General features: G+C 65.4%; 16 protein-coding genes and 1 pseudogene. 4 read left to right on the top strand and 13 right to left on the bottom strand.

Going from position 1 to position 22142, the window contains the following annotated elements; translation table 11 throughout:
- Nucleotides 1–221: 221 nt before the first annotated feature.
- Genes FZF13_RS07450 through FZF13_RS07430 form a run of 5 tightly spaced genes read right to left on the bottom strand, consistent with a single transcriptional unit; the run spans nucleotide 222 to nucleotide 4909 of the window.
- Nucleotides 222–1631 carry a dihydrolipoyl dehydrogenase family protein gene (locus FZF13_RS07450; RefSeq protein ID WP_246670937.1) on the bottom strand — a complete coding sequence of 470 codons (1410 nt, stop codon included), beginning with the start codon at nucleotides 1629–1631 and terminating at the stop codon, nucleotides 222–224.
- The gene (merBA, locus tag FZF13_RS07445) at nucleotides 1616–3919 is read right to left on the bottom strand and encodes a bifunctional organomercurial lyase/mercury(II) reductase MerBA (protein ID WP_012112815.1); all 2304 of its coding nucleotides are present in this window, start codon (nucleotides 3917–3919) and stop codon (nucleotides 1616–1618) included. Before merBA ends, FZF13_RS07450 begins: the two co-directional genes overlap by 16 nt.
- A complete protein-coding gene (locus FZF13_RS07440) occupies nucleotides 3916–4164 on the bottom strand; it encodes a hypothetical protein (RefSeq protein WP_036742955.1) in 249 nt (82 codons plus the stop codon). The genes merBA and FZF13_RS07440 overlap by 4 nt, the downstream gene beginning before the upstream one ends.
- A 1-nt stretch (nucleotide 4165) precedes the next feature.
- Nucleotides 4166–4462 (bottom strand): heavy-metal-associated domain-containing protein, encoded by a 297-nt coding sequence (locus tag FZF13_RS07435; RefSeq protein WP_012112816.1) that lies wholly within the window; start codon nucleotides 4460–4462, stop codon nucleotides 4166–4168.
- 21 nt (nucleotides 4463–4483) lie between these two features.
- The gene (locus FZF13_RS07430; protein WP_039194744.1) at nucleotides 4484–4909 is read right to left on the bottom strand and encodes a mercuric transporter MerT family protein; all 426 of its coding nucleotides are present in this window, start codon (nucleotides 4907–4909) and stop codon (nucleotides 4484–4486) included.
- A gap of 86 nt (nucleotides 4910–4995) precedes the next feature.
- Between FZF13_RS07430 and FZF13_RS07425 the strand changes: the two genes are divergently transcribed.
- Nucleotides 4996–5424 carry a MerR family transcriptional regulator gene (locus FZF13_RS07425; protein ID WP_012112818.1) on the top strand — a complete coding sequence of 143 codons (429 nt, stop codon included), beginning with the start codon at nucleotides 4996–4998 and terminating at the stop codon, nucleotides 5422–5424.
- 16 nt (nucleotides 5425–5440) lie between these two features.
- Here the strand turns inward: FZF13_RS07425 and FZF13_RS07420 are convergent, their stop codons facing one another.
- From FZF13_RS07420 to FZF13_RS07395, 6 genes and pseudogenes are all read right to left on the bottom strand, one after another.
- The gene (locus FZF13_RS07420; protein WP_012112819.1) at nucleotides 5441–6367 is read right to left on the bottom strand and encodes an ArdC family protein; all 927 of its coding nucleotides are present in this window, start codon (nucleotides 6365–6367) and stop codon (nucleotides 5441–5443) included.
- Nucleotides 6368–6583: 216 nt separating this feature from the next.
- Nucleotides 6584–7024, bottom strand: coding sequence for a hypothetical protein (locus FZF13_RS07415; RefSeq protein WP_012112820.1), 441 nt, complete (start codon nucleotides 7022–7024; stop codon nucleotides 6584–6586).
- Nucleotides 7021–9186, bottom strand: coding sequence for a hypothetical protein (locus tag FZF13_RS07410; protein WP_012112821.1), 2166 nt, complete (start codon nucleotides 9184–9186; stop codon nucleotides 7021–7023). Before FZF13_RS07410 ends, FZF13_RS07415 begins: the two co-directional genes overlap by 4 nt.
- On the bottom strand, nucleotides 9183–11024 hold the full coding sequence (locus tag FZF13_RS07405; RefSeq protein ID WP_012112822.1) for a hypothetical protein: 1842 nt from the start codon (nucleotides 11022–11024) through the stop codon (nucleotides 9183–9185). Before FZF13_RS07405 ends, FZF13_RS07410 begins: the two co-directional genes overlap by 4 nt.
- Entirely contained in the window at nucleotides 11021–12439 is a 1419-nt protein-coding gene (locus FZF13_RS07400) for a tyrosine-type recombinase/integrase (RefSeq protein ID WP_012112823.1), read from the bottom strand. Before FZF13_RS07400 ends, FZF13_RS07405 begins: the two co-directional genes overlap by 4 nt.
- A 266-nt stretch (nucleotides 12440–12705) precedes the next feature.
- A pseudogene (locus FZF13_RS07395) lies at nucleotides 12706–13443 on the bottom strand (ArdC family protein); the annotation flags it as partial.
- A gap of 263 nt (nucleotides 13444–13706) precedes the next feature.
- On the opposite strand from FZF13_RS07395, the gene FZF13_RS07390 reads away from it, so the two are divergent.
- From FZF13_RS07390 to FZF13_RS07380, 3 genes are read left to right on the top strand one after another with little or no spacing between them, the layout of a single operon-like run.
- A complete protein-coding gene (locus FZF13_RS07390; protein ID WP_047558390.1) occupies nucleotides 13707–14978 on the top strand; it encodes an ATP-binding protein in 1272 nt (423 codons plus the stop codon).
- Entirely contained in the window at nucleotides 14965–15747 is a 783-nt protein-coding gene (locus FZF13_RS07385) for a Hachiman antiphage defense system protein HamA (RefSeq protein WP_047558387.1), read from the top strand. Before FZF13_RS07390 ends, FZF13_RS07385 begins: the two co-directional genes overlap by 14 nt.
- Nucleotides 15734–19249 carry a DEAD/DEAH box helicase gene (locus tag FZF13_RS07380; RefSeq protein WP_047558384.1) on the top strand — a complete coding sequence of 1172 codons (3516 nt, stop codon included), beginning with the start codon at nucleotides 15734–15736 and terminating at the stop codon, nucleotides 19247–19249. The genes FZF13_RS07385 and FZF13_RS07380 overlap by 14 nt, the downstream gene beginning before the upstream one ends.
- A 43-nt stretch (nucleotides 19250–19292) precedes the next feature.
- Here the strand turns inward: FZF13_RS07380 and FZF13_RS07375 are convergent, their stop codons facing one another.
- Nucleotides 19293–20636, bottom strand: coding sequence for a site-specific integrase (locus FZF13_RS07375; protein ID WP_047558381.1), 1344 nt, complete (start codon nucleotides 20634–20636; stop codon nucleotides 19293–19295).
- Between the two features lie 844 nt (nucleotides 20637–21480).
- Complete coding sequence (locus FZF13_RS07370; RefSeq protein WP_024922420.1) at nucleotides 21481–22071, bottom strand: hypothetical protein; 591 nt, start codon at nucleotides 22069–22071, stop codon at nucleotides 21481–21483.
- Nucleotides 22072–22142: the final 71 nt, after the last annotated feature.

Raw genomic sequence — 22142 nt, 5'->3', positions numbered from 1 at the left:
GTCAAGCTGTCTCAGCGGACTTTCATCAGCCGAAACCAGCCGATCTGGCGGCGTTGCGCGGTTTTAGAACGGGTGAGACACTCGGGAGTATCTGGAGGGCTGCTCTTCGCATTGCGGTTCGTGGTTTTTACGACTGCTCAGCGAACCGAATGCGACTGGTGAAGGGATTTCTTTCGTGCAGACTGCTCCGCGGCCGTACCGGTCGACCACCTCACTTACGCTCAAAGCATCTCGCCGATATCTGACGCGCCGCTGGGATATGCGAACATGGTGGTCTTCAACTGCTCTGCCGTCAGCCCTTGCCTGATCGCCAGTGCAAAGATGTTGATCACTTCGTCAGCGTGCGGACCGACAAGATGGGCGCCGAGGATGCGGTCAGTGTCCGCGTCGACCAACGTTTTGAAGCCATACACCGTCTCGGCCTGCTGGCGTGCGGTGAACCAGCCGTCCACGCGCTCGGTCTTTACGCGAACGTTCAGGCCTTTCTCACGCGCCTTGGCTTCGCTCATGCCGACGGCTGCGATCGGCGGGATGGTGAAGGCGACACTCGGAACGCCTGTGTATTCAGGCCTGACCGTGTTGCCGTTGAGCAGGTTCGCCGAGACTACCTTCGCGTCATGGCTTGATACCGGAGTGAGCGGCGGTCCTAGGCCGGCGGCATCACCTGCTGCGTAGACCGCGGGGTTGGAGACGCTTTGCAAAAATCCGTTCAACGCCAGCCGCCCGTTATGGTGCTTTACGCTCCCGGCATCGAGATCGAGCGTCGCGAGCGCCGGCGCCCGACCCGCGGCATGGACGACCAGATCTGCGTCCATATCGAGTTCGCCGTCAGGACAGTCCGCCCGGACGCGATAGCCGTCTGATACCTTCTCAATGGCGGTCACCCCTGCCTGTGTGCGGACATTGATGCCGCGCTCGCTGAACTTGTCCATCAGCCAGCCGACGAGATCGGGGTCGAATTGCTTGAGCATTCGCTTCCCGTGCTGAAGAATTGTGACCTGTGCTCCGGCGCGCGCCGCGATGTGCGAAAACTCGGCCGCGATATAACCGCCGCCGACAAGGACGATGCGTTCAGGCAGGCTCTCCAGTTCCAGGAAGCCTTCATTGGTGATCAGGTGCTGCTCGCCCGGAATGCCGAGCGGCACGGCCTCGGCGCCGGCGGCGATCACGATACGGTCCGCCTCGATCCTCTCTCCTCCGAACTCGAGCGCATTCGGGCCGATAAAGCGAACGTGACCGTGGAAGGCGTGAATCCCTTTGTCGGCAAAGGCTTTCTCACGCTTCTGCGGTACCGGATCGGTGAAGCTGCGCTTGAAGGCCATCAGTCCCGTCCAATCGAGCGTCGCGTCCCCTTCGATTCCACGTCCGCTCATGCGCCAGGCGTGATCAGCCGCCTCGGCGCCGCCGACCATCATCTTCTTCGGATCGCAACCGCGCAAGGCGCAGGTGCCCCCGAAGGGCCGGAAGTCCGCGACGGCGACGCTCCAGCCAGCCGCACGAACCCTGTGTGCTGTTACGATCGCAGCCGTTCCCGTGCCGATGATCGCAAGGTCATATCTCTTCGCCACTAGATCTCCTCCAACATTGTCACGTTCGACATCCGAGCCTTCACGGCTCAGCCGGCGCAGCATGAGAGCTTCGCCACGTCCTTGTCGAAGGCAAGAGCCGCGAGCTTCAGGCCCTCAACGGTGGTGAGATACGGAAAGAGCGTATCCGCGAGGTCGTCGACGGTGAGGCCGTGCCGGATTGCCAGGGCCGCCGTCTGGATGCTGTCGGCTCCCTCCGGTGCGAGGATATGCGCCCCGAGCAGCCGGCCGCTGCCAGCGTCGGCGACGAGCTTGATGAGCCCGCGTGTGTCTCGGGCGGCAATCGCGCGCGGCACCTGGTCGAGACCGATCGTGGAGACACGGACGGCGTGGCCGGCGGTCCGCGCAGCCGCCTCTGTCAGCCCGACGCTCGCCACCTGCGGATCGGTGAAGACGATGGCCGGCATGGCACTGTTGTCGTAGCGCAGGCTGTCGCCGTTGAGGGCGTTCTTCGCCGCGAGCTTGGCACCGTAGGCGGCCATGTAGACGAACTGATCGTGACCGGTGACGTCGCCGGCAGCGTACACGCCCGATCTTGTCGTGCGCATGCGGTCATCGACGAAGATGCCGCCCTTCGGCGAGAGAGCGATCCCATGCTCGGCGAGCCCGAGACCTTCGATATTGGGCGCGCGGCCCGTCGCCACGAGCACCTGATCGGCGTCGATCGTGACGTCCTTGCCGTCGCGATGGACAGTGAGTGCAACACCGTCCGCGGTCTTGCGGATCGTCCGGTACGTGATGCCGGAAATCACCGCGATGCTCTCGTCCATGAAATACCCCGTCAGCGCCGTGCCGATCTCGGGTTCGGCCTCCGGAAGGAGACGCGAGCGGCACACCAGCGTCACCTCGACGCCGGCGCGGGCGAACATCTGGGCGAGTTCGGCCCCGATATAGCCGCCGCCGATCACGAGCAGAGATCGGGGCAGCGCCTCGAGATCAAGCGCCGTCGTGCTCGTCAGGTATGGCACGGTCTCGATGCCGGGGATGACAGGGACGGCCGGTCGCGCGCCGGTCGCGATGATGATCTTGCCGGCTGAGACAAACGTGCCGTCCACCTGGACGCCGCCGTCCACGATGCGCGCCGGCCCTTCGCGATAGGCGATGCCGTTGTAAGCCGGGAGCAGGTCGGCGTACTTGGCCTGACGTAGCTCCGAAACCAGCGCGTCCTTCTGACGGACGGTTCCGCCCCAGTCGGTCAGTTCGGCCTCGGCCGTGATGCCGGCGAAACGTGCCGCGGCTCGGGCATTGTGGAGCGTCTCGGCGGCGCGGATCAGCGTCTTCGACGGCACGCAACCGATATTGACGCAGGTGCCGCCGATGGTGCCGCTGCCGATGAGGGCCACCTGGGCGCCCTGATCGGCTGCCGTGATCGCGGCCGAGAAGCCGGCCGAGCCGGCGCCGATGATGGCAAGGTCGTAGGAACCATTGTTGCGGCCATTCGTGCCAAGGCGCCGATGCGTCACGGGCCTGTCCGGCGATGCCGTATCGCCCGACGATTGAGGCTCACCTTGTGTCTCGGCCGCGTTGTTGCCGTGGCCGGCGATTGTGCCGATTCCGGCAAGGCTGGGCCCGAAGATCGCCCGACCTGCTTCGAGAGCTTCCTCGATCGACAGCCGGAATCCCGGCTCGTCTGCAGGACGCTGCCGGCGCCACGCGGCGAGGTGATCGTCGGAACAGAAGAAGGATGTTGCAGTGCACAGCGAGTTCGCAGCGCATCCGCCTTCGTAATGGACGCTGAGCCATACGACGGCCGTCGTCGGCTCAACGTCGGCCAGAGCCCGGCCCCGTTCCTGCGTGGTGATCCGGACCGGCGCGCCGCAGTGGCGGCAGCGCGAGACGATCGAGATGTCTTGGTCGGTCATAGCGCCGATGCCGAGCGCGTCGACCGCGCACATCGCAGTAAGAGTGCGTCCGTCCAGTGTGACCCGGTGGCCGGTGTCGCGGTCGGTGAAGGGATACGCGCCGACAATCATGTCGCCATCGAGTACGACGAGGTCGCGACGGCGGAGCTCTTCGAGCAGCGCACGGACGGCTTCCTCGCTCAGCCCCGCACGCTTGGCAAGCGCGCTTGGGGTCGGGGCTCGCCCGTGTTCGGCGTAGAGCTGTAGCAACGCAACGCGCACGCGATCCGTGGCCGCCTCGTAGCCGCTCCAGCGGTTGAGCACATGGTCGGAGCCGACCATGGCCAGCAGGGCCTCCTTCACCACGGGTGACGAAACCACCGACCAGTCCGGAAACGTCACACCCGGCCGCACGGCCAAGCTCGGCACCGTTGCGGATGTAGAAACCGTCGCCTTGTCGCGGGACGCGGAGGATGTGCAGCAATCGTTCATGGCTTCAGGCCTTCATTCAGAATCTTCGTGTTGGAACAGACGACCTTTGCACGGCGATGATGGATGCCGCAGGCGACAAGCCCGAGGCCCGCGGCGATCAGGGAAAGCACGACCAGACCCGAACCCGTCAACCACGCGCCGAGGCCGGCCAGCGGCGGGGGCACGGCAAGGAGTGGCGCCGCGCAGCAGATCGCAACGACAATGGCGCCTGCGGCGCCGGTGCGGATCAGGGCGCGGTCATGCATGTCAACTGCCTTGCTCCTGCGTCGGGCGGGCCGGATAGCCGGCATTCATGCTGGCGGCCGCGATGGCATCCGGGGTCGTCTGCGCGTCGTCGAAGGTCACGGTCGCGGTCTTGGCTTCGAACGAGACGGCCACCGTCGAGACCCCGGGGACCGCCGCCATCGAGGTCTTCACGATGTAGGGGCAGGAGGCGCAGGTCATGTTGTCGATGGCGAAGGTGACTGTGCGTTCGGTAGCGAACACGGCAGGCGCGGTCATCACCGACATGATCAAAGCAAGAGCACTCAAACTCTTCTTCATGGGACGGGTCTCCTCTTGGTGTCAGGCGGAAAGCAGCAGCGGGGCGACGTAGTCGAATGCGAAGGCGGCCGCGACGAGCACCGTCGCAAACCAGAGCGCGATCTGGACAATGCGGCTGGGGATCGGGCGCGCGCAGGCAGCATCCTCGGCGCAGGCCCGCCTCGGCTTCCAGTAGACGAGATAGAAGCCGTAGCCGAGAACGCCCGTCGTCCCGGCGACGAAGAGCGGCTTGTAGGGCGCGAGCGCCGTCAGATTGCCGATCCAGGCGCCACCAATGCCTAGGCTAAACAGGATGAGCGGGACGATGCAGCACGAGGAGGCGGCAAGCGCGCCGAGAATGCCGCCGACGGCGACCAGGCGCTGCCGTCCGACTTCGGCTCGGTCCGACGCGAGCACGTCGGTCGTGGCGGACGTCATGCCCGCCGTGCTGGGTCGCGATATATCCATGTCCGATCTCGCTTTCCTTGCCGAAATCCTCATTGCGCAGTACCATGCGGTCTGTAGCAACTACAGGGTCAAGAGGGATTTTTGCGATGCGCGATCACGCTGGCGTGAAGGGCCTGCAGCGGGCTGAGCTCGCCCGGCGGACGGGCAGCAATCTGGAGACTGTGCGCTACTACGAGAAGGTCGGGCTCCTGCCCGAGCCACCGCGCACGGCGGCCGGCTACCGCAGCTACGACACGACGCACGAGCGGCGCCTTCGCTTTGTGCTGCGGGCACGCGAGCTCGGCTTCTCACTCGACGAAATCCGCGAGCTGTTGCGCCTGGTCGACGAACGCGACCAGCCCTGCGCCGAGGCAAGCGCGGTCGCCGCCGCGCATCTCGACGATGTGCGGGCGAAGATCGCTGACCTGAAGCGCATGGAGCGGGTGCTCAAGGACGTCGTCGCGCAATGCGCCGACGGCACGCGGCCGGAATGTCCGCTGATTGAGGCGCTGTTCCGGGAGCGAACTGTCAACTGATCGGGTCGAGGAGCGCCTATGCGGCGCCCCTGACGTCGTTCCGGCAAGCGTTGCCCTGCTGGGCGTGCAGCCAGTCGGCGATCTGCTGCGCCTTGGCTGCGGCGGTGAAGATCGCGCGCTTGTCGGAGCGAAGCACCTCGAGCCAGGAGGCGATATAGCTGGCGTGGTCGGGCCGCGGCTCGACGCTGAGATGGAGGTCGGCGCAGATCATGGCGCTCAGGAGCTCGACCGTGCATTCCTCCATAGCATAGGCGGCCGAGCCGAACCGTCCGGAGAGATCACGGTCGAGGCGATGCCTGGCGCCGGAGGCGTGCCCGCATTCGTGGAGCAGCACGGCGTAATAGGCTGCGGCATCGCGGAAGCAGGCGAAGTCGGGCATCTGCACGTGGTCGGTGGATGGGCGGTAACAGGCCTGCGATCCGCCGTGGCGGATGTCGATGCCGAGCGCTGCGCAGAACCGTTCGGCCCGCTCGATGCGCTCGGCCTCGGGTAGCACCGGTATCTCGGGCGGCGTGTAGCCGTCGACCTGCGCGCAGTTGAAGACCGTGTAGCCGCGGGCGAACATGCGCCGGGCGGGCTCGTCGCGATCCTCGTCGCCGTCCTGTACGTCTGCCTTGCCGTGGCGATCGACGGTCTTCCAGAACACGACGAGGTGCCCGCGCTCGCCCTTGCGGACCTGGGCGCCGAGCGCCTGCCACTGGCGATAGGTGCCCCAGATGCCGGCGGGAAAGCCGGCGGCGTGCGCGGCGGCCCAGAGTGCGATGACGTTGACGCCACGATAGGCCTTGCGCGAGGCGACGTTGACGGGCGTAGTGATGGCCGATCCGTCGTGGTGCCAGGGCATCCGGTACTGGTCGGCGCCGGCCTCGATGGCGGCGATGATCTGGCTGGTGACACGCTCGTAGATGTCGTTCCGGGGCTGGGGTGTGCGATCGGTGGTCATGGCTGCCTCCTGTGTTCGCCCTCTCCGTCGAGGGCGAGGCGGCAGGGGCAGACGCGGGAAGCCGGGCCGTCACACCCTGTTCTCGGTGCTGGTGCGGAACAGGGTTGATGGGCCGGCAGCGTCTGCCACAACCCGAGCCCTGCCTCGACGGGCGAGCACGGGAGGCAGCCATGACCGGCGAGCGGCGCCTGGACCGGTCAGGATGAAGCGCGGCTGTCAGCCGGTGCCGTCCAGAGGCGGACGCCGCAACGGGACGACCCTGGCGTCCACGGATCGAGACAGCTCCGCTCGCAGACCTTCGATGACGGCATCTCGCTCGGCGAGCTGCAACGTCAGCATCTGGATGTGCTGCGCGAGCGTCCGGGTGAGCGCCCGCAGCTCCGCCATCTCGGCACCACGCACGGCGCGTAGTTCCGCTTCCAGAGCATGGATGCGTTCCTTGAGGGCCCTGGGCGACGATCGCCGCAGGCGGGCTTCGGCCGCGCGGAGCTCGGCGAGAAGATCGCCGGCCCGGTTCGCCGTCGCTCGGCTGACGCCGGCCTCGCGCGCCAGGTTGGCGACGGTCAGCGCCCCGTCGGTGCGTTCAGGGCGGCCGTCGAGCAACCGCTTCATGGCAGCCCTTAGCGCCGCTTGGCTCTTCGGCCCGAGCGCGGTCATGCGTCACCGTCCATGAGAGGCGCGATCAGCCGGCACTTGCGCTCGTTGTCCCGCAGGATCGCCGTGCGCTGCAGCGGCGATAGACGCCGGTCGGCCAGAAGCGCTTCGCCCTCGACGATCGAGGCCTGCCACGGTTCGCGGTGCCGGGCGGTCAGGCAGGCGTTCGGGCACCGGTCGGGGCTGCAGCGCGATAGGGCCGGCGCCGTCCGCTCGGCATCTGGCGCGCCGGTGAGGCAGAGCGCGGTCGCTGCATCGAACAGGCAGTCGTTGAGGAAACCGACATGCAGGGTCCGCCCGAGATGGGCAACCATGGTGCGCAGCCGCTTGCGGTCCAAGATCCGGCCGGGAAGATCGCCAAGTTCCTCCTGCACGCGGCCGAACTCGCGTCGCAGTCGCGCAGCACCCGGTCCCGCCGGGCCTTCACGGCGAAGATAGGCCTCGTAATGGGCGACAATGTCGTCGAGCTGGCCGAGTGCACGTTCGCGCTCGATCGCCAAGCGGAAGTCGGCCTGCGCCGATCCGGCATAGCCTTCGAACATGGCGACCGAGGCGTGCTTGTACTGGATCTTGCCGGCGACCGTGCCGAACGGCCGGTTGGCGATGTACCAGGCGATCGTGCGTCGGAGCTGCCGGGTCGTAAACTTCCAAGGCTCGTCGCCGATGCGCGGAATCGCCGGCGCGGCCTCCGAGCGCGTGTCGAGGCCCTCGCGGAAAAGGTTGAGTGTCGGCGTTGCACCCATCCCGAGATGATCGTTGCTCCAGGGCCAGTCCTTCAGCGCCACCCACAAGGATGACAGTTCCTTCTCTCGGCGATTGCGTGCCGAGAGAACCTCCATCACCGCGACGGCGCGAGCGACGGGCTCGATCGTGATCCAGTCGGCCGTGACGCCGCGCGCGCCATGGCGCTTGTACACCGTGCTGCGCAGCCGGTACCGCTCGACCAGGCCGTCGGCGCTGCGCACCGGCGACACGCAACCCGGCTGCATCGCCTGCACCTCGCTGTCGCGCATGCCGGTGAGGTAGGCGCAGACGAGATAGCAGGCGCCCTGCAACATCCGTTCTTCGCGGGCGAGGCTGAGGCCGTCGAAGCGCTCGCGCCATGGCAGTCCGGTGTCCGGATCGATCGAGATCGGCGTATCGAGCCCGCCGATCTCGGTTCCGAGCTCGGCGGCTGCCTTCTCGATCAGTCGTGCAGTCGGCTCGGACTGGCTGATGCGGCCGCTCTGCGGAGCGCCGGCGTGAAGGCGCATCAGATGGAGATTGTAGGGCGGGGTCTCTTCGCCGGTGAGCGGGTCGATGCGGCGGGCCACATTGGGCGCGTGCTCCCAGATCGGCACGCCTCGGCCCATGGCCCGGCGCACGTCGAGCCACTTGGCCACGCGGGCGCGATAGTTCTTGGCCACGGCCCGTCCGGCCCGCGCGTCCCGCGCCATCAATCGGGCGCAGCGGGCTTCGAGAGCGTCAAGCTCGGCCCGCGCCGCGAGGATATCGGGCGCATAGACCTCGACATACTTGAGCGCCCAGCGCAGCATGGCGCCGATGACCGGCTCGGGAATGCGCGGCGTGGCGTTCTCGGCGGGCGCTGGCGGCCGGCCGGCAACGCGGTGCGCCGCACGTCCACGCCACGGCAGGAAACCGATGCCGCCGCCGGTTAGCCATGGCGCCAGGTGATGCAGGTCGATCGGCACCTCGACATACTTCACCGTCTCGTGAGGCGTTCGCCGTCCGCCGTCACGGGCATACGCCAGATAGGCGTCGAGCAGCGCCTGATCGATCCGGCTGAGATCGACGGCGCCAGTCCTTGCGCGGAGGAACGCGGCGAAATGCTGGATGTAGCGCAGCAGGCGGATCGCCGAGGTCGCGCCGCAGGGCGCCCGATATCCCGGCACATGGATGCGCAGGCGGGCGATCACGTACTCCTTCGCCAGCCGCCGCGTGACGGGATCGGCGATGCGGGCGAGGTTCAGCCGGTAATTGCTGTAGCGGGCGTTCACCCGGAAAATGGCGGCGCCCAGGTCCCAAAGATCGTCACCGAAGCGCGGAAGTCGCGTGCGGTCGGCATCGTCCCTGACCGCCACGCCGGCAAGCACGGGCTCGTCGTTGCCATAAATGGCCGAAGGCAGCGACGCGTGCTGCGGCAGCTTGATCGGTGCCGGCATCATGGCGCTCTCGCTTCGGGCGGCAGGTAGAGGAGCGCGGGGTCCGATGACCCAATCCGACGGGCTTCCTCGATCTCGGCGTCGGCGAACCGGGGCAGAATCTGTTCGGCGATGCGTCCGTGAACCCGGCCGAACTTGGCGATCCAGTCGGCTTCGCTCAGCACCTGCCGCTGCGCCCGGATGAAGTTGAGGAAGGCCAGGAGCGCGGGCACCTTGCGGGCGGTGACCACGGCATTGCTGCATTCGAGACACCCCCAGAAGGGGGACGGACAGGCCTCTCCCTCCGAGCCGAACGGGCTGTTGTAGAAGCCGCCGCAACTGGCGAGCCAGACGTCCTGCTCGCCGCCGAACAGCGCCTTGACCGCGGCGGCGCCGACAACGGGAAGGCCGGTCGCCTTGTCGGGATCGGTCTGGACGGCCGCTTCCTCCTCCGACGACAGGACACAGGGGGGGAACGCGGCGTCGAGCGCATCGGTCATGGCGTCGGCAATTGTCGCCTCGTGCAGATGACGAAGCGCGGGAATGTCGGCGTAGTGGTCGGCCGCGACCGCGACAGTGTGGCCGACGGCGAAGCGGTCGAGCTGGCCGCCCGTGCGCCGGTACCATGCCGCCTTATGCGTCTTGCGCAGGCGCGTCAGATTGAGGCGAAGGCGTTGGCCCCGCTCATCAAGGATGCCGTGCCGGCGCGTCCATGAAGCCGCGAGCTCCTTCATGCTGAGCACCCGAGGGGTCAGGCGGCCCCAGGCACAGTGCGCCCAGAGCGTGTCGGCGCCGAGCCGGCTTCTCGCCGGACCGGTCCACTGCAGCGCCTTGCGGATCAAGCCGCCCGGCGTCGAGGAACCGCCGTCGCGCACACGCAGCCGCTTCCACTCGGCGCCGCGCGCCCGACGCTTGCAATACTCGATCTCGACATAGCCGCCCGCCGGGTTCTTCAGGCAGTCCGCTCGCAAGCCCTTGATCGCTTCGATCTCCATGCCGGTGTCGAGCGAGATAAGCACGATGAGCGGCACGAGATCGGCGGCGATGAGATGCCGGCGGCCATGCAGATCGTGGATCAGGCGATCGTTCGGCAGGCCACTCTCGCGGCGGAGCGTGTAGAGTCGCTTGAAGAGAGGGTGCCTGTGCCCGATGACGCCTTCCGCGTCGATCACTTCCATTACCTGTTTGTGGGTTGCTGCCAGCGCCTTGCTCCGATCGGAATCCTCGACCGCCGGAATACGATCGGCCTCGCCCAAGCGGCGGATGATGGCGGCGAGATCGGTGCGCGCCGCCTTCCGCAATGCCGCGGCGACATCATCGCCATAGGCATCGCGCGGCCTGGCGCGCACGCCGGGCCGATCGCTCGTGTACATCAGCCGGCGTGAGGCATCGGGCGGCAGGTGGCTGGGCTCCGCGGCCTCGGCAAGCCGCAGCAGGTTGAGCACCTTGCTCATGCGGTGCAGGCGGTGATTGGGATGCAGGCCGCTCCCCTCCATCCAGGAATCGAAGCCGTCGATGCAGACGGCACTGACGTCGGAGAGACGGGCGACGTGCGATCCGGCGGAATCGAGATAGCGCCAAAATGTCTTGAGCGCATTGGCATAGGCGTAGGCCGTCGAGATCGAGCCGGCCGGACCACCGACCTGGCAGGCGCGCCAGAGCGCGCCGGCAAAGGTCCGCGCCAATGCCTTGCGGCCGGCGAGCATCGTCAGGTCGATCGTCTTGCTGCGATCCGCCAGCGTGACGGTAAAGCGCAGCGATGCGATCGCAGCGGCGGCCTCGCCCTCGGGATCGGGCAGCGCCTCGGGAAAGAGGGCGCGGCGACCCGGCCGCCGCACCGATGGAGCCGCCGCGGCGGTCATGCCGCGCCGCCAGCCGTGTCTTCGGCCCAGCGATCCGCGGCGGCCTCGACCAGCTCCTGCGCCTCGGCGAGGCTGTCGAGATAGATGTAGGTGCTGGTGATACTCGCATGCCCCAGCAGGTGCTGGAGCTTCTGCAGAGGATCGCCGAGAATCCGCCGATAGGCTGCGCCGTGCTGGTCCTGCGGATCGAACACGGATCCGATCTGCTCGCGGATCAGCATGGAGAGCATGTTGACGGCGAAGGTGTGCCGCAGCGTGTGTGGCGTCACCTCGACCTCGATGCCGAAACGGCGGCAGCGGGTGCAGGCCCGCCGAAAGGCAGCTTCCCAAGTCGCCGAGGGCACGGGCTTGCCGCCTTCAGTCAGCCAGAGCAAGGCATGCTGCGCCTGGCCGGGCGTGCCGACCAGCACGCGGCGGCGTTCGCCCAGCGTCAGACGGTCGAGCCGGACACGCTTGCCCGCCGCGTCTGTTGCCTTCCCGTCCTCCAGCATCAGCCAGAGCGGATCGGACACCGAAGGCTCTGAGCGCGCGGCAGAGACCGTGCGCTCGAGATCGACATAGTCGCCGATCAATCTCAGTACCCGGCGGGGAACGCGGATGCGCCGTGGTCGTCCGCCCTTGGCGATCGGACCGGGGAGATCGAACGGCACCGAGCGCGATTCGGGATCGGTCAGGCGCGGCAGCTCACTCAGCAGCAGACTGCCGGCCTCTGTCAGCCGCAGGCCGGTCGTGACGAGAAGCTCGGCAAACAACGCATTGCGCTCGCCGTTGCGGCCGCGCCACGTCGCGTCCTCCGAGCCGTCGGGAAGCCGGCCGCGCAATCCCACCTCGCGGAACAGCAGGTAGCGGCCAAGATCGATGTAACGGGTATCGTGGCGCCGCGCGGCGCGCTCGCGGGCACGGTTCGTCGTCACAGCGAGCACTGCGCGGCTACCGCCGGCCCTGCGAAGGGTGGCGCCGTAGCTGAAGGGCGAGATCGCAATGATTCCTTCCTCGACAGCCCAGCGATAGAGCTTGTCGAGCGCGGCAACGCTCCGGTTCCAGCTCGCAGCCGAGATGCGGTAGGGAGCTGCCGACAGCCGACGCGCCCGGTGAAAGGCCAGGACATCGTCGCGGCCGGCCTGCCAGACCGTCTTGCCGCCGCGCCGTTCGACAAGAAAGCGCGCCCAGACGAGAATGTCGCGGGCGTAGGAGCGCCACGTGTTCGGCGATCGCGCTCCCATAGCAGGACAGGCACGAAAGAACCGGTTGAGAGCGAGATCGTAGCTGCCGTCATCCATCAGGATGAACGGCATGCCGTGAATCAGCCCGGTGCGCTCGACCGCGTCGAGCGCACCGGGCGCGAGGCTCACTGCAAGGTCATCAAGGAAAAGCGGACGCGAAATAGTGTCAAGATCGGTAAAATACAAATGCACGCACGATACCCAAGCGGAGCGCCTTCGGCGCAACTTCATTGTTTAGAATGCGAGGGGTTCCCCTCGCGCTCTCCCGCTCGCCGCGTGGCAGGGGTGCAGGACTTAGCCTGCACCCCATGAACAGCTTGTCGTGCCGCCGCCGCGTCAAGCGTTGTCCTCGCTACGCTGCGGGAACGCTTGACCCGGACGTCTGAAGAGCTTCACCGGAGCCGTGGTGAGGCGCCTCCAATGCATGATTCTGAGACAGGATCACAGAGTCAGGATAATGCCACCAGTTCCTCGAACGCGTACTTCTTGCTGCCGAACACGCCGCCGAGATCGCGGCCGAGACGGGACGGATGACCGCTGGCGTGCCCCAGCTCGTGCAGGGCTGTGCGGTGCCAGTTGATTGGCTCGAAATATGCCTGCGGCGGCGGGACCATCACGAAGTCCGGACCCGGTGCGTAGAAGGCGCGGTTGCCGCCGATGCGGAAGTCGACGCCGGTCGCGCGGATCAGCGCCTCGACTCTGGGCTCGATCAGGCCCGGCGGCGGCGGTGGCGCGACGGCCGCGACCTCGGCCGGCAGGTTTTCGCATTGGGCGGCGTTGAAGACGGTGAACCGCTTCAGGAACGGGATGGCGGCGGCTTCCTCGCCGGTCTCGCGCGCGCGTCGCTTCTCGTCGTCCGGCACGAAGCGGTCGGCATAGACGACGGTGGTTCCGTGCTCGCCCTTGCGCACATTGCCGCCGAGCGAGAGCGCCTGGCGAAAGGTCAGCCAGCTCTGGGCGGGGAAGCCGTGCTCGATCACGGCGCCCCAGAGGATCAGGACGTTGATCCCCGAATACTGCCGGCCGGTGGCGGCGTTCTTTGGCATGGCGAGCGGCGCCTTCGCCGCAGCCGTCCCCCAGGGCTGGACCCAGGGCACGCGGCCGGCCTCCAGCTCGACGATGATCTTGCCGGTGATTTCGTCATAGAGGCTCGCCCGGTCGTGGCCGGGGCGAGCCGAAGCGGTCTTGGTGGACATCGCGGTTCTCCGCGACGGGCGCCGGAGGCCTCTCCTCCAGCCCTCAACCCGTCACGGCGAACCTGGTCCGCACTCTCACTCTAAAGGGGGCGTTGCGGGGTCTCCCCGCAGAAGGGGATCGGCCGAGACCCCGGCTCGGCCGAAGGGGAAGGCTTTCCCCTCCCGGCTTTCCAGATAGCGGCCTTCCGTCTCCCAATTAGCGGAACGTTGACTCCCAATCAGCCGATACCGATAATCCCGATCGGCCGAGATTCGGAGAAGGCATGTTCGAGCGGTTTGTGGAGCGACGGGCGGAAGAAGCCCTTTTGGATACCCCGGTGGTCCTGATCGTGGGGCCGCGACGGGCGGGCAAGACCACGCTCGTTCGAAAGATGGGAGAAGCCGGTCGGACTTATATCACGCTCGATGATCAGACCGTCCTCGAAGCCGCCCAATCCGATCCCGCCGGTTTCATCCGAGGCCTGGATCGGGCCATCATCGACGAGATCCAGCGCGTGCCCGACCTGCTGCTCGCGATCAAGAAGACGGTCGACGAGGATTACCGTCCGGGTCGGTTCCTACTCACCGGCTCGGCGAATGTACTGACCTTGCCGCGGATCGCCGACAGCTTGGCCGGCCGGATGGAGACCATCCGTATGCTGCCGCTGGCGAGAGCCGAGATTGCAGACCGGACCCCGACCTTTCTCGAACGCCTCTTCGAAGGGAAGCTCCAGGGACAGCGGAGTGCGATCGTCGGCGACGATCTCGTCAAACTCGTCCTGGTCGGCGGCTTCCCCGAAGCGATCAGCCGCGACAGCGAGCGGCGGCGGCAGGACTGGCTGCGATCTTATCTCACTTCGATCCTGACCCGCGACATGCGGGACATCGCCGAGGTGGAGAAGCTGACCGAGCTTCCCAAATTCGTGCGGCTGCTGGCCGAGCACTCCGGCCAGCTGGTCAACTATTCGCAGTTCGGGAGCGGCATCAACGTCAATCACAAGACGAGTCAGCGCTATGTGGGGCTGCTCGAACAGGTGTTCCTGATCGCGACCGTGCAGCCCTGGTTCACCAATGCACTGAAGCGGATCGTCAAGACGCCCAAGCTCCATTTCCTCGATTCAGGCCTGTTGGCGGGTGTGCGCGGGCTCACATTTGATCGGGTGAAGGCGGATCGTGGGACGTTCGGCGCGCTGCTGGAGAGCTTCGTGTTCTCGGAAGTGCTGAAGCTCATGACGGCTTCGGACCTGCGGTTGACGCCGCATCATTTCCGGGATCGGGACATGCGCGAGGTGGACATCGTGCTGGAGCGTGACGACGGGACGATCGCAGGTATCGAAGTGAAGGCGAGCGCCACGGTCAAGGCTGGCGACTTCGCCGGCCTGCGGGCATTGGCCGAGGCTTGCGGGGACCGTTTTGCATTCGGCGTCGTCCTCTACGACAGCACGGACTTCGTGCCGTTCGGCGACAAGCTGGCGGCGGCGCCGCTGTCGAGCCTTTGGGATGGAGAGGCGCCGGCGAACAAGGCAGGCAGGGGAGCGCCGCGTGGGGCTGTATAAGAAGTGGTGCGAAGCCACGAAAGAAAAGGACAAGCGAAAGCGCTATTGGACGTATGTCGAAAAGGACGGTGGCCGCGACGAGATTCGTGACGACCTCGCCGAGACCATGCGCTCCCATTACGATCGGCTTGAGCGTATAGCCGATGACGTCCAGCGGCTCGGCTACAAGGTTGCAGCGGAAATTCTGCGCACGCAGCTCCCCCAGACAGATAAAGGCCGCTCGGGTGATCTCGGCGAGATATTGGCGACCGAGTTGGTCGAGGAGGAAATCGGTCTGCGCGTTCCCGTTCGCCGTCTGCGCTACAAGGATGGGCGCAACATGGCGATGCGAGGCGACGACTTTATCGGGGCAGGCTATGGAGGCGACGACTCCAAGCTTTGGCTGCTGAAAGGCGAAGCCAAGAGCAACAAAGTCCTCGGAAAAGCCACCGTCACGAGCGCCCGCAAGGTGCTCAATCGTGACAATGGCAGATGCACGCCGGACTCGCTGGCATTTGTCGCGAACCGCTTGCTCGAAAGCAACGACGACGGCGATGTGCAACTGGGCCGCGACCTTCGCGATGAAATCGGTCTCAAGGCCCTGCGTGCCGATCGCATCGACCACATGCTCTTTACGATATCGGGCAATGGACCTCACGCGTCGCTGAAGGGCGATCTCGAAAGTGCTGGGACGAACCGGGACCAGTATGTCGTGAACGTCCACATCGAAGACCACCAGGACTTCATCAAGGAGATGTATCAGAAGGCGGAAGACCTTGGAGACGACTGACGAACTGCAAGCATTTTTGACGCGCGCGACGCAGGACGGCGTGCAAGGGCGGCTGCTGTACCGAGGGGCGGCATGGTCGCTAATGCGAAGTGATGGCGTTCTGCCTGAAAATGCCCCGCCGCTCGGCGCGACCATCGATACCGACCTTGCAGAACATGGGTTTGCGTTGCTCCGTGCGGCAATGGCCCTTCGCACCCAGGCCGGCTCCTCCGAGTTGACGAACAAGGCGTTCGAGCGCGCCGGCAACGCGTTTGAAGCTTTGGTGCGGAATGCCGATCCCGAAGCCGCCGATCGCGGTTTCCGCAGGACGATCGCCGCCACGGCCTACCATCTGGCCGGGTTCTCGGCCGTCGCCTATTCGCTCTTCAACGAGGCAGTGGGCGACCTGAATTTGACGCCGGGCGAAATGGCGGTGATGCGGCTGGTGCTCCGCGACCTTGATGGGCTTCGAGCCTTCGTGCGCGGTTGGCTGAACGACGCGGCGCATGGTGACGACCGGATTGCTGCGGGGCTGTCCGGTGAGGATGCCGATGTCGACGAGATCCTGGCGATCGTTCTCAACACCACGATCTGTCGGGCGTTGGCCTTCTTCGATTTCGCGTTGGAGACGGGCGAAGAGGAACCGCTCGACGCGGCGCGCTCGCTTCTCACAACGGCCGTCAGCCTGGCCGACAATGCGGAGAACGTACCGCTGTGGTGGATCACCAATCTGTGCCGGCATCTGATCGACGACCTATGGCAACATTCGTTGCACCAGAACCTGCCGACGGAGCCACCTGAGGGCGCCGCCGAGAAGTATCCCGATCTGCGACGATTGTTTATTGGGTCTCTCTACGCTCGGAAGAATTCCGAGGTCGAGTTGTGGCCCTCGCAGCGTGAGGCGGCGCGCCGCTCGACGGATGTCAAGGATGACTTGGTCGTCGCCCTACCCACCAGCGCCGGGAAAACGCGCGTCGCTGAGATCGCCGCGCTCATGACGCTGTCTTCGGCGCGGCGAGTTCTCATCGTGACGCCGCTGCGAGCGCTCTCGGCTCAGACAGAACGATCGTTTCGTAAGACCTTCGCGCCGCTCGGATTCAGCGTGTCGTCGCTCTACGGCGCCAGCGGCCTCTCGGCTGGTGACGAGGACGCGCTCCGATCGCGGGAGATCATCATAGCGACGCCGGAGAAACTCGACTTCGCGCTGAGAAGCGATCCGAGCCTGATCGACGACGTCGGGCTGATCGTGCTCGATGAAGGCCACATGATCGGGCCGAGCGAGCGTGAGATCCGCTACGAGACGCTGGTGCAGCGCTTGTTGCGCCGCGCAGATTCGGCCGACCGCCGTATTGTCTGCCTCTCGGCGATTCTCCCGAGTGGAGATGAGCTCGACGATCTGACTGCGTGGATACGGGCGGACGAGCCAGGCGATGCCGTGCGGTCTGACTGGCGGCCAACACGCCAGCGTTTCGGAATGCTGGCGTGGCGTGCGCGTGATGCGCGCCTGACCCTGGATCTGACCAACAACGGCCCGTTCCTGGATCATTTCGTGGTTCAAAAGCCGCCCCGCGGCCGTGAGAAGAAGCCCTATCCCCGAAAAACGTCACATCTGGCCCTGTTCGCGGCCTGGGAGTTTGCGGCGCAGGGCAAGCGGACACTCATCTTCTCGACGCAAGCGAACTGGGTTGAGGGGTACGGAAAGCAAATCGTCGACCTCTGCAAACGCGGCTATCTGGACTCGCTTCTGGATGACGAAGTATCGATCGCTCGCGCACTCGAGGTCGGCAAAGAATGGCTCGGCGAAGATCATCCGGCGGTGGCAAGCCTTAAGGCGGGCGTCGCCATTCACCACGGCCGCCTGCCGAGCCCGTTTCTCCGCGAGTTGGAAGTCCTGCTGTCGGAGGGCGTCCTCAAGGTCATCGTTGCATCGCCGACGCTGTCGCAGGGGCTCAATCTCAACGCCGCAGTCTTGCTCGTCCCCGCGCTGTACCGAGCAGGCAAACCGATCACCGGCGAGGAGTTCGCCAATGTCGCCGGCCGCGCCGGCCGCGCTTTCGTCGATGTGGAAGGGCTCATCGTCCACGTCATGTTCGATCGAGTCGATTGGCGGAGCGGAGAATGGCGGGGATTGGTGGCCTCTTCCAAGGCCCGGACGCTGAAGAGCGGACTGATTCAGATCGTCGCGGAGATTCTTGATCGCCTGGCTCGAGAGGACGTGCTGGGACGCGCCGACGCGTGGGAATATCTCGCCAACGCCCGCGAGGCCTGGAAGTCGCCGGCAGAAGAAGCGGCGATCGCCGCTCAGCTTGCGGTGCCTCCAGACGGAACTAATCCGGATGACGAGGACGAGGATGACGAGGCGGGAGGAGATGAAGAGGAAAGCATCGACGAGGAGCCGCTCTCGGAACTCGTCGAGCGCCTTGATGCAACGGTCTTTGGCTTGGTGGAGGCGCTCGATGCTGACCGCGCCGACCTGCCCAAGCTTCTCGACGAAGCGCTCAAGGGATCGCTCTGGGCGCGTCAAATAGCGCGCGAGGGTGAAGGCATGGAGGCGCAACACCGCAAGGTGTTCGAGGCGCGTGCCAATCTCATCTGGTCGGTGACGACGCCCCAGGCCCGTCGCGGGCATTTCGCAATGGGCGTCGGCTTGGAAGCCGGGCTGACAATCGACGCGATGGCGGAAGAGTTGGGCGCCCTCATCGATCGAGCCGACGCCGCGTCCCTGCCAGGAGACGTCGACGAACTGGCCGATGCCTTGGCGGGCCTCGGGGAGCGACTGCTGGCGATGCGGCCGTTCATTCCCGACAAGAAGAATGCGCTGCCTGGCAATTGGAAAGCGATCCTGAAGCAATGGGTGTCGGGCGCGGAGGTCTCGCAGATCGGACCCCACAACATGCGCATGGTGGAAGAGGCCTTCACCTATCGGCTGGTTTGGGCATTGGAAGCTATCAGAACCCGGCGTCTGACTTTGGGCTGGTCGCCGGACATCATTCCGGGTGGCGCAGCCGCATCTCTGGAAACAGGGGTTCCGCAGTTCATGATGTCGATGTTGATACGGGCGGGCCTTCCGTCCAGGCGGGCGGCTATCGCGGCGATCCAGACCACCAACCCCGTCTTCGTAACGCCGGCCGAGATGCGTGCATGGCTGGAATCCGATGAAATCACGGCGTTTACCGACGCCGGCGACTGGCCAACGCCTGATACCGCCGCGCTCTGGGCGCGTTTCAGGACCGAGGCCCTCAGCGGCGGAATCCAGAAGTGGTCGATCGAACGCTACAAGAGGTTGCTCGACATTCCTGCGCACTCGGCGCCGCCGGCTGGGCTTTATCGGGTCATCACGGACGAGGGCGATGGGCGCACATGGCTGGCGACACCGGACTATCGACGGGTGGTCCCCTTCAAAAAGCCGGCGGTAGATCCGAAGCCCAGCCTGTTCTCGGGAAGGTTGCCCGGGGCGACGGCGGTCGTGGATGCGCTGAGGGTAGGACGGGGCAAGTTGCGATGGCCTCGCGCGGACGCTTGAGAGCGCGAGAGCTTTCGCCGCGGCTGAGGGCGCTGTCTGAAACTTACGCCGCCAACTGCTCCAAAGCTTCTCCTGGCTGCATCGCTTGCGCGAACAGGCGGTTCATCGCTGCTTGGCGCGACTCGCGATCGAGTGCGTAGGAGCTGCGCTTGAATTGCACGCCATCGAGCAGGCCTTGGATATAACCAGCGACCGCATCTGCGGCCATGATCAAAGCCGTATCAACCGTGTGAATGTAGCGGCTGGTGACGGTGCCTTGCGCGTGCCCAAGCAACGCCGCGACTGTCGATTCGGTGAAGCCGAGATCGTTCGCCATGCTGGCGTAGCTGTGGCGCAGGACGTGCGGGGTAATCCCGGCAAGCGGTGTGTTCTCCAGTATCTTGTGCCAGTGCTTCGGAAACCCGACCAGCGGCTTGCCTTCGATGGTGCCGCCAAAGACTGGGCCGGCTGCATGCTCCGGCCGGCGCGCATTGAGAAGGTCGACCACCGGGAGTCCGATCGGTCGAACTGAAGCACCTTCCTTGCTGTCGGTGAGCCGCAGGCAGCTATTATCGCTGTCCACTTCGGGCCAGATGAGATTGATGATCTCGCCACGCCGGCACCCCGTGAGCGCGATGGCCTTCCCCATCTCCGCAGCGGTTGCGAGCTGATCGTCTTGAGACGCCTTCTTGAGGAGCTTTCCTAGCAAGCGATACTCGTCCTCCGAGAGACGCCGGGTGCGCTTCTGGTCGGCAGCCTTACGGATGCCGTGAGCCGGATTAGCGTCGATGATCCCACTCTCGCGGGCGTAGGTCAGGATGGCGCCGAGCAGGCCGACCGTGCGCGTGCCCGTGCCGATGCCGCCACGCACGATCGAGCGGCCGCGCTTCTTGGTCTTCTGATCGGCTTTGGTCTTCCCGGATGCGACGTCGCGCATGAAGCGCGTCACGTCTGCGGCGGTGATGTCTTTCACGCGCCGCGTGCCGAGCAGCGGAATAATGTGACGCCGGATGCGTCCCTCATCGGTGTAGATGGTGGACGCCTTTTTCGGGCGGCGCTTCTTGCCGAGGATCAATCCGTTCTTCGCGTCCTCGAGATAGCGCTCGCACAGCTCCTTGATGGTGACGGCCTTATGGTCGAGCTCGCGCTCTTCGGCCGGATTGTCGCCTTGCGCGATGCGGCCGAGCAAGATGCGCGCCTGCACGCGCGCAGTGTCCGGCGTCCAGACTCCGTGCATGCCGATGGTGAAGCGTCGTGTGCGACCCTTGGCACGATACTGCACCAGGTAGCTGCGCTTCCCCGATTTGAAGACGCGCAGCCCGAAGCCGGGCAGCTCGTCGTCCCAGATGAAATAGTCTTTCTCGCCGGCTTCGGCCTGATCGACACTACGTTTGCTTAGCTTCGCCATGTGACATACTCCGGCGGCTGCGCCGCTTCCGTTGGACCGCTTCCGCGGAAGCACCGCGGAAGCACGCAGGCGGAAATTCGGGGTCATCACAGGATACTGGCTTCGGATTGGATCGCCAGAAAAGATAAATGCCTACAGTGGGTTAGCGTGGTCTAGCGTACGAATAGAAACTGTGGCGTATATCGTCTTTTCGGGCTCCGAAGGCAGAGGTCACAGGTTCGAATCCTGTCGGGTGCGCCATCAATCCCAGCATTTCCAAGGCTTCCAGCCGGTCTCCTTTTGTTTCGCAAGCGATCGCTCGCAGTTGCATGCAGGAACAGATCGGGAATTTGCAGGGTCTTTCCGTACAAATCTCGTACGCCGTTTCCTCTTTTGTTCTCATTCGGCAGATGTAGATTCAGCGCCCTTGGAGGCTACGATGAGTCACAACCCGAGAAGAGAGCCTGGACTAAGACCGGACGAAGTTGCGCGCGTAGCCGCATCGCTCGTAAGGGAGACGCCGGCGCCGGCAGAGAACCGCCGCTGGCGCGATCTATTCGAGCTCGCGTGCTGGATCTCCGAGCGGGCCGCCATGAGCAAGCGGGTGATCCTCTCGCCGCCAACGGCGCATATCGTGGCGCACCAACTCAGCAAGTGCCACGAGAAGCCAACGCGGGACGAGGTCGCTCTGATGATCTGCCGGCGCGGGGAAGGCGGCCGCTGCGACGATCCCTGCTACGAATGCAGGGGCAAGGCAAACATTGTGGTTGCGGCCTATGGTTGTCGGCTGGATGGCCCTAGGCAGAAATAGAAAAAGCCCGCCCCGGCGAACCGGGGCGGGCAAAAATGATCAGCCTATTCGGGACTATGGCGGCGAACCTCGCCCCTCGCGAATTCTGTCGATTTGACGCTGTTGATCGGCAAGACGCTGTTCGTAGAACTGCCAGACGCGTTCATTCTCCGTGCGCGGCACGAGGTTGGCCCTGATATCGGCTATCGCACCTTCAATTCGGGCGCGATCCTCAATGGATCGTGATGATCGCCAGTCCATCTCCTGGCGGGAAACTGTGTTGACATCGAGGTCCTTGATATTCTGCGCCGTCTGCTTTGCTTGTTCGAGAATTGCTGCTTTGAGGTCGCTGGTGGTCTCGCGGATGGGCCAATAGGCCATTCCGCCGATTATCACCGCGAAACTCAGCGCGACGCTGATCGCTGTCCATTGCGGCCTGTTCCTGTCGGCGAGGTTGGTCGAAAGGTTGGCCAATCCCGAACGCATTTCGGTCGCCATCTTGTCCATGGCTGATTCCACGGAGCGGAAGCTGGCGCGCGTCTCGGCCTCGAAATCAGTCTGACGACGGTTGAGGTTGGTGATCCGCTCGCTGAACGCACCCCAATTCGGATCGGGAGACGTAGGCCGCGGAGCCTCGTTCATTGGGTTCACCATCGTGTCATCCATCAGCCCGTGCCCTATTCCATGCATTGAGTTGGCCCGGCCGGGGGCGATCCGGCCGGGCGATGAAGCGCGGT

Source organism: Mesorhizobium terrae, assembly GCF_008727715.1.
GTDB lineage: Bacteria > Pseudomonadota > Alphaproteobacteria > Rhizobiales > Rhizobiaceae > Mesorhizobium > Mesorhizobium terrae.
Note: the sequence above shows the minus strand (reverse complement) of the source record. Positions and strands in the feature narration are given on the sequence as shown.

What these genes read in the sequence shown, in the direction of transcription:
- FZF13_RS07450 (WP_246670937.1), bottom strand. Translation starts at nt 1,631, where the DNA reads ATGCTGCGCCGGCTGAGCCGTGAAGGCTCGGATGTCGAACGTGACAAT.
- merBA (WP_012112815.1), bottom strand. Translation starts at nt 3,919, where the DNA reads ATGAACGATTGCTGCACATCCTCCGCGTCCCGCGACAAGGCGACGGTT.
- FZF13_RS07440 (WP_036742955.1), bottom strand. Translation starts at nt 4,164, where the DNA reads ATGCATGACCGCGCCCTGATCCGCACCGGCGCCGCAGGCGCCATTGTC.
- FZF13_RS07435 (WP_012112816.1), bottom strand. Translation starts at nt 4,462, where the DNA reads ATGAAGAAGAGTTTGAGTGCTCTTGCTTTGATCATGTCGGTGATGACC.
- FZF13_RS07430 (WP_039194744.1), bottom strand. Translation starts at nt 4,909, where the DNA reads ATGGATATATCGCGACCCAGCACGGCGGGCATGACGTCCGCCACGACC.
- FZF13_RS07425 (WP_012112818.1), top strand. Translation starts at nt 4,996, where the DNA reads ATGCGCGATCACGCTGGCGTGAAGGGCCTGCAGCGGGCTGAGCTCGCC.
- FZF13_RS07420 (WP_012112819.1), bottom strand. Translation starts at nt 6,367, where the DNA reads ATGACCACCGATCGCACACCCCAGCCCCGGAACGACATCTACGAGCGT.
- FZF13_RS07415 (WP_012112820.1), bottom strand. Translation starts at nt 7,024, where the DNA reads ATGACCGCGCTCGGGCCGAAGAGCCAAGCGGCGCTAAGGGCTGCCATG.
- FZF13_RS07410 (WP_012112821.1), bottom strand. Translation starts at nt 9,186, where the DNA reads ATGATGCCGGCACCGATCAAGCTGCCGCAGCACGCGTCGCTGCCTTCG.
- FZF13_RS07405 (WP_012112822.1), bottom strand. Translation starts at nt 11,024, where the DNA reads ATGACCGCCGCGGCGGCTCCATCGGTGCGGCGGCCGGGTCGCCGCGCC.
- FZF13_RS07390 (WP_047558390.1), top strand. Translation starts at nt 13,707, where the DNA reads ATGTTCGAGCGGTTTGTGGAGCGACGGGCGGAAGAAGCCCTTTTGGAT.
- FZF13_RS07375 (WP_047558381.1), bottom strand. Translation starts at nt 20,636, where the DNA reads ATGGCGAAGCTAAGCAAACGTAGTGTCGATCAGGCCGAAGCCGGCGAG.
- FZF13_RS07370 (WP_024922420.1), bottom strand. Translation starts at nt 22,071, where the DNA reads ATGGATGACACGATGGTGAACCCAATGAACGAGGCTCCGCGGCCTACG.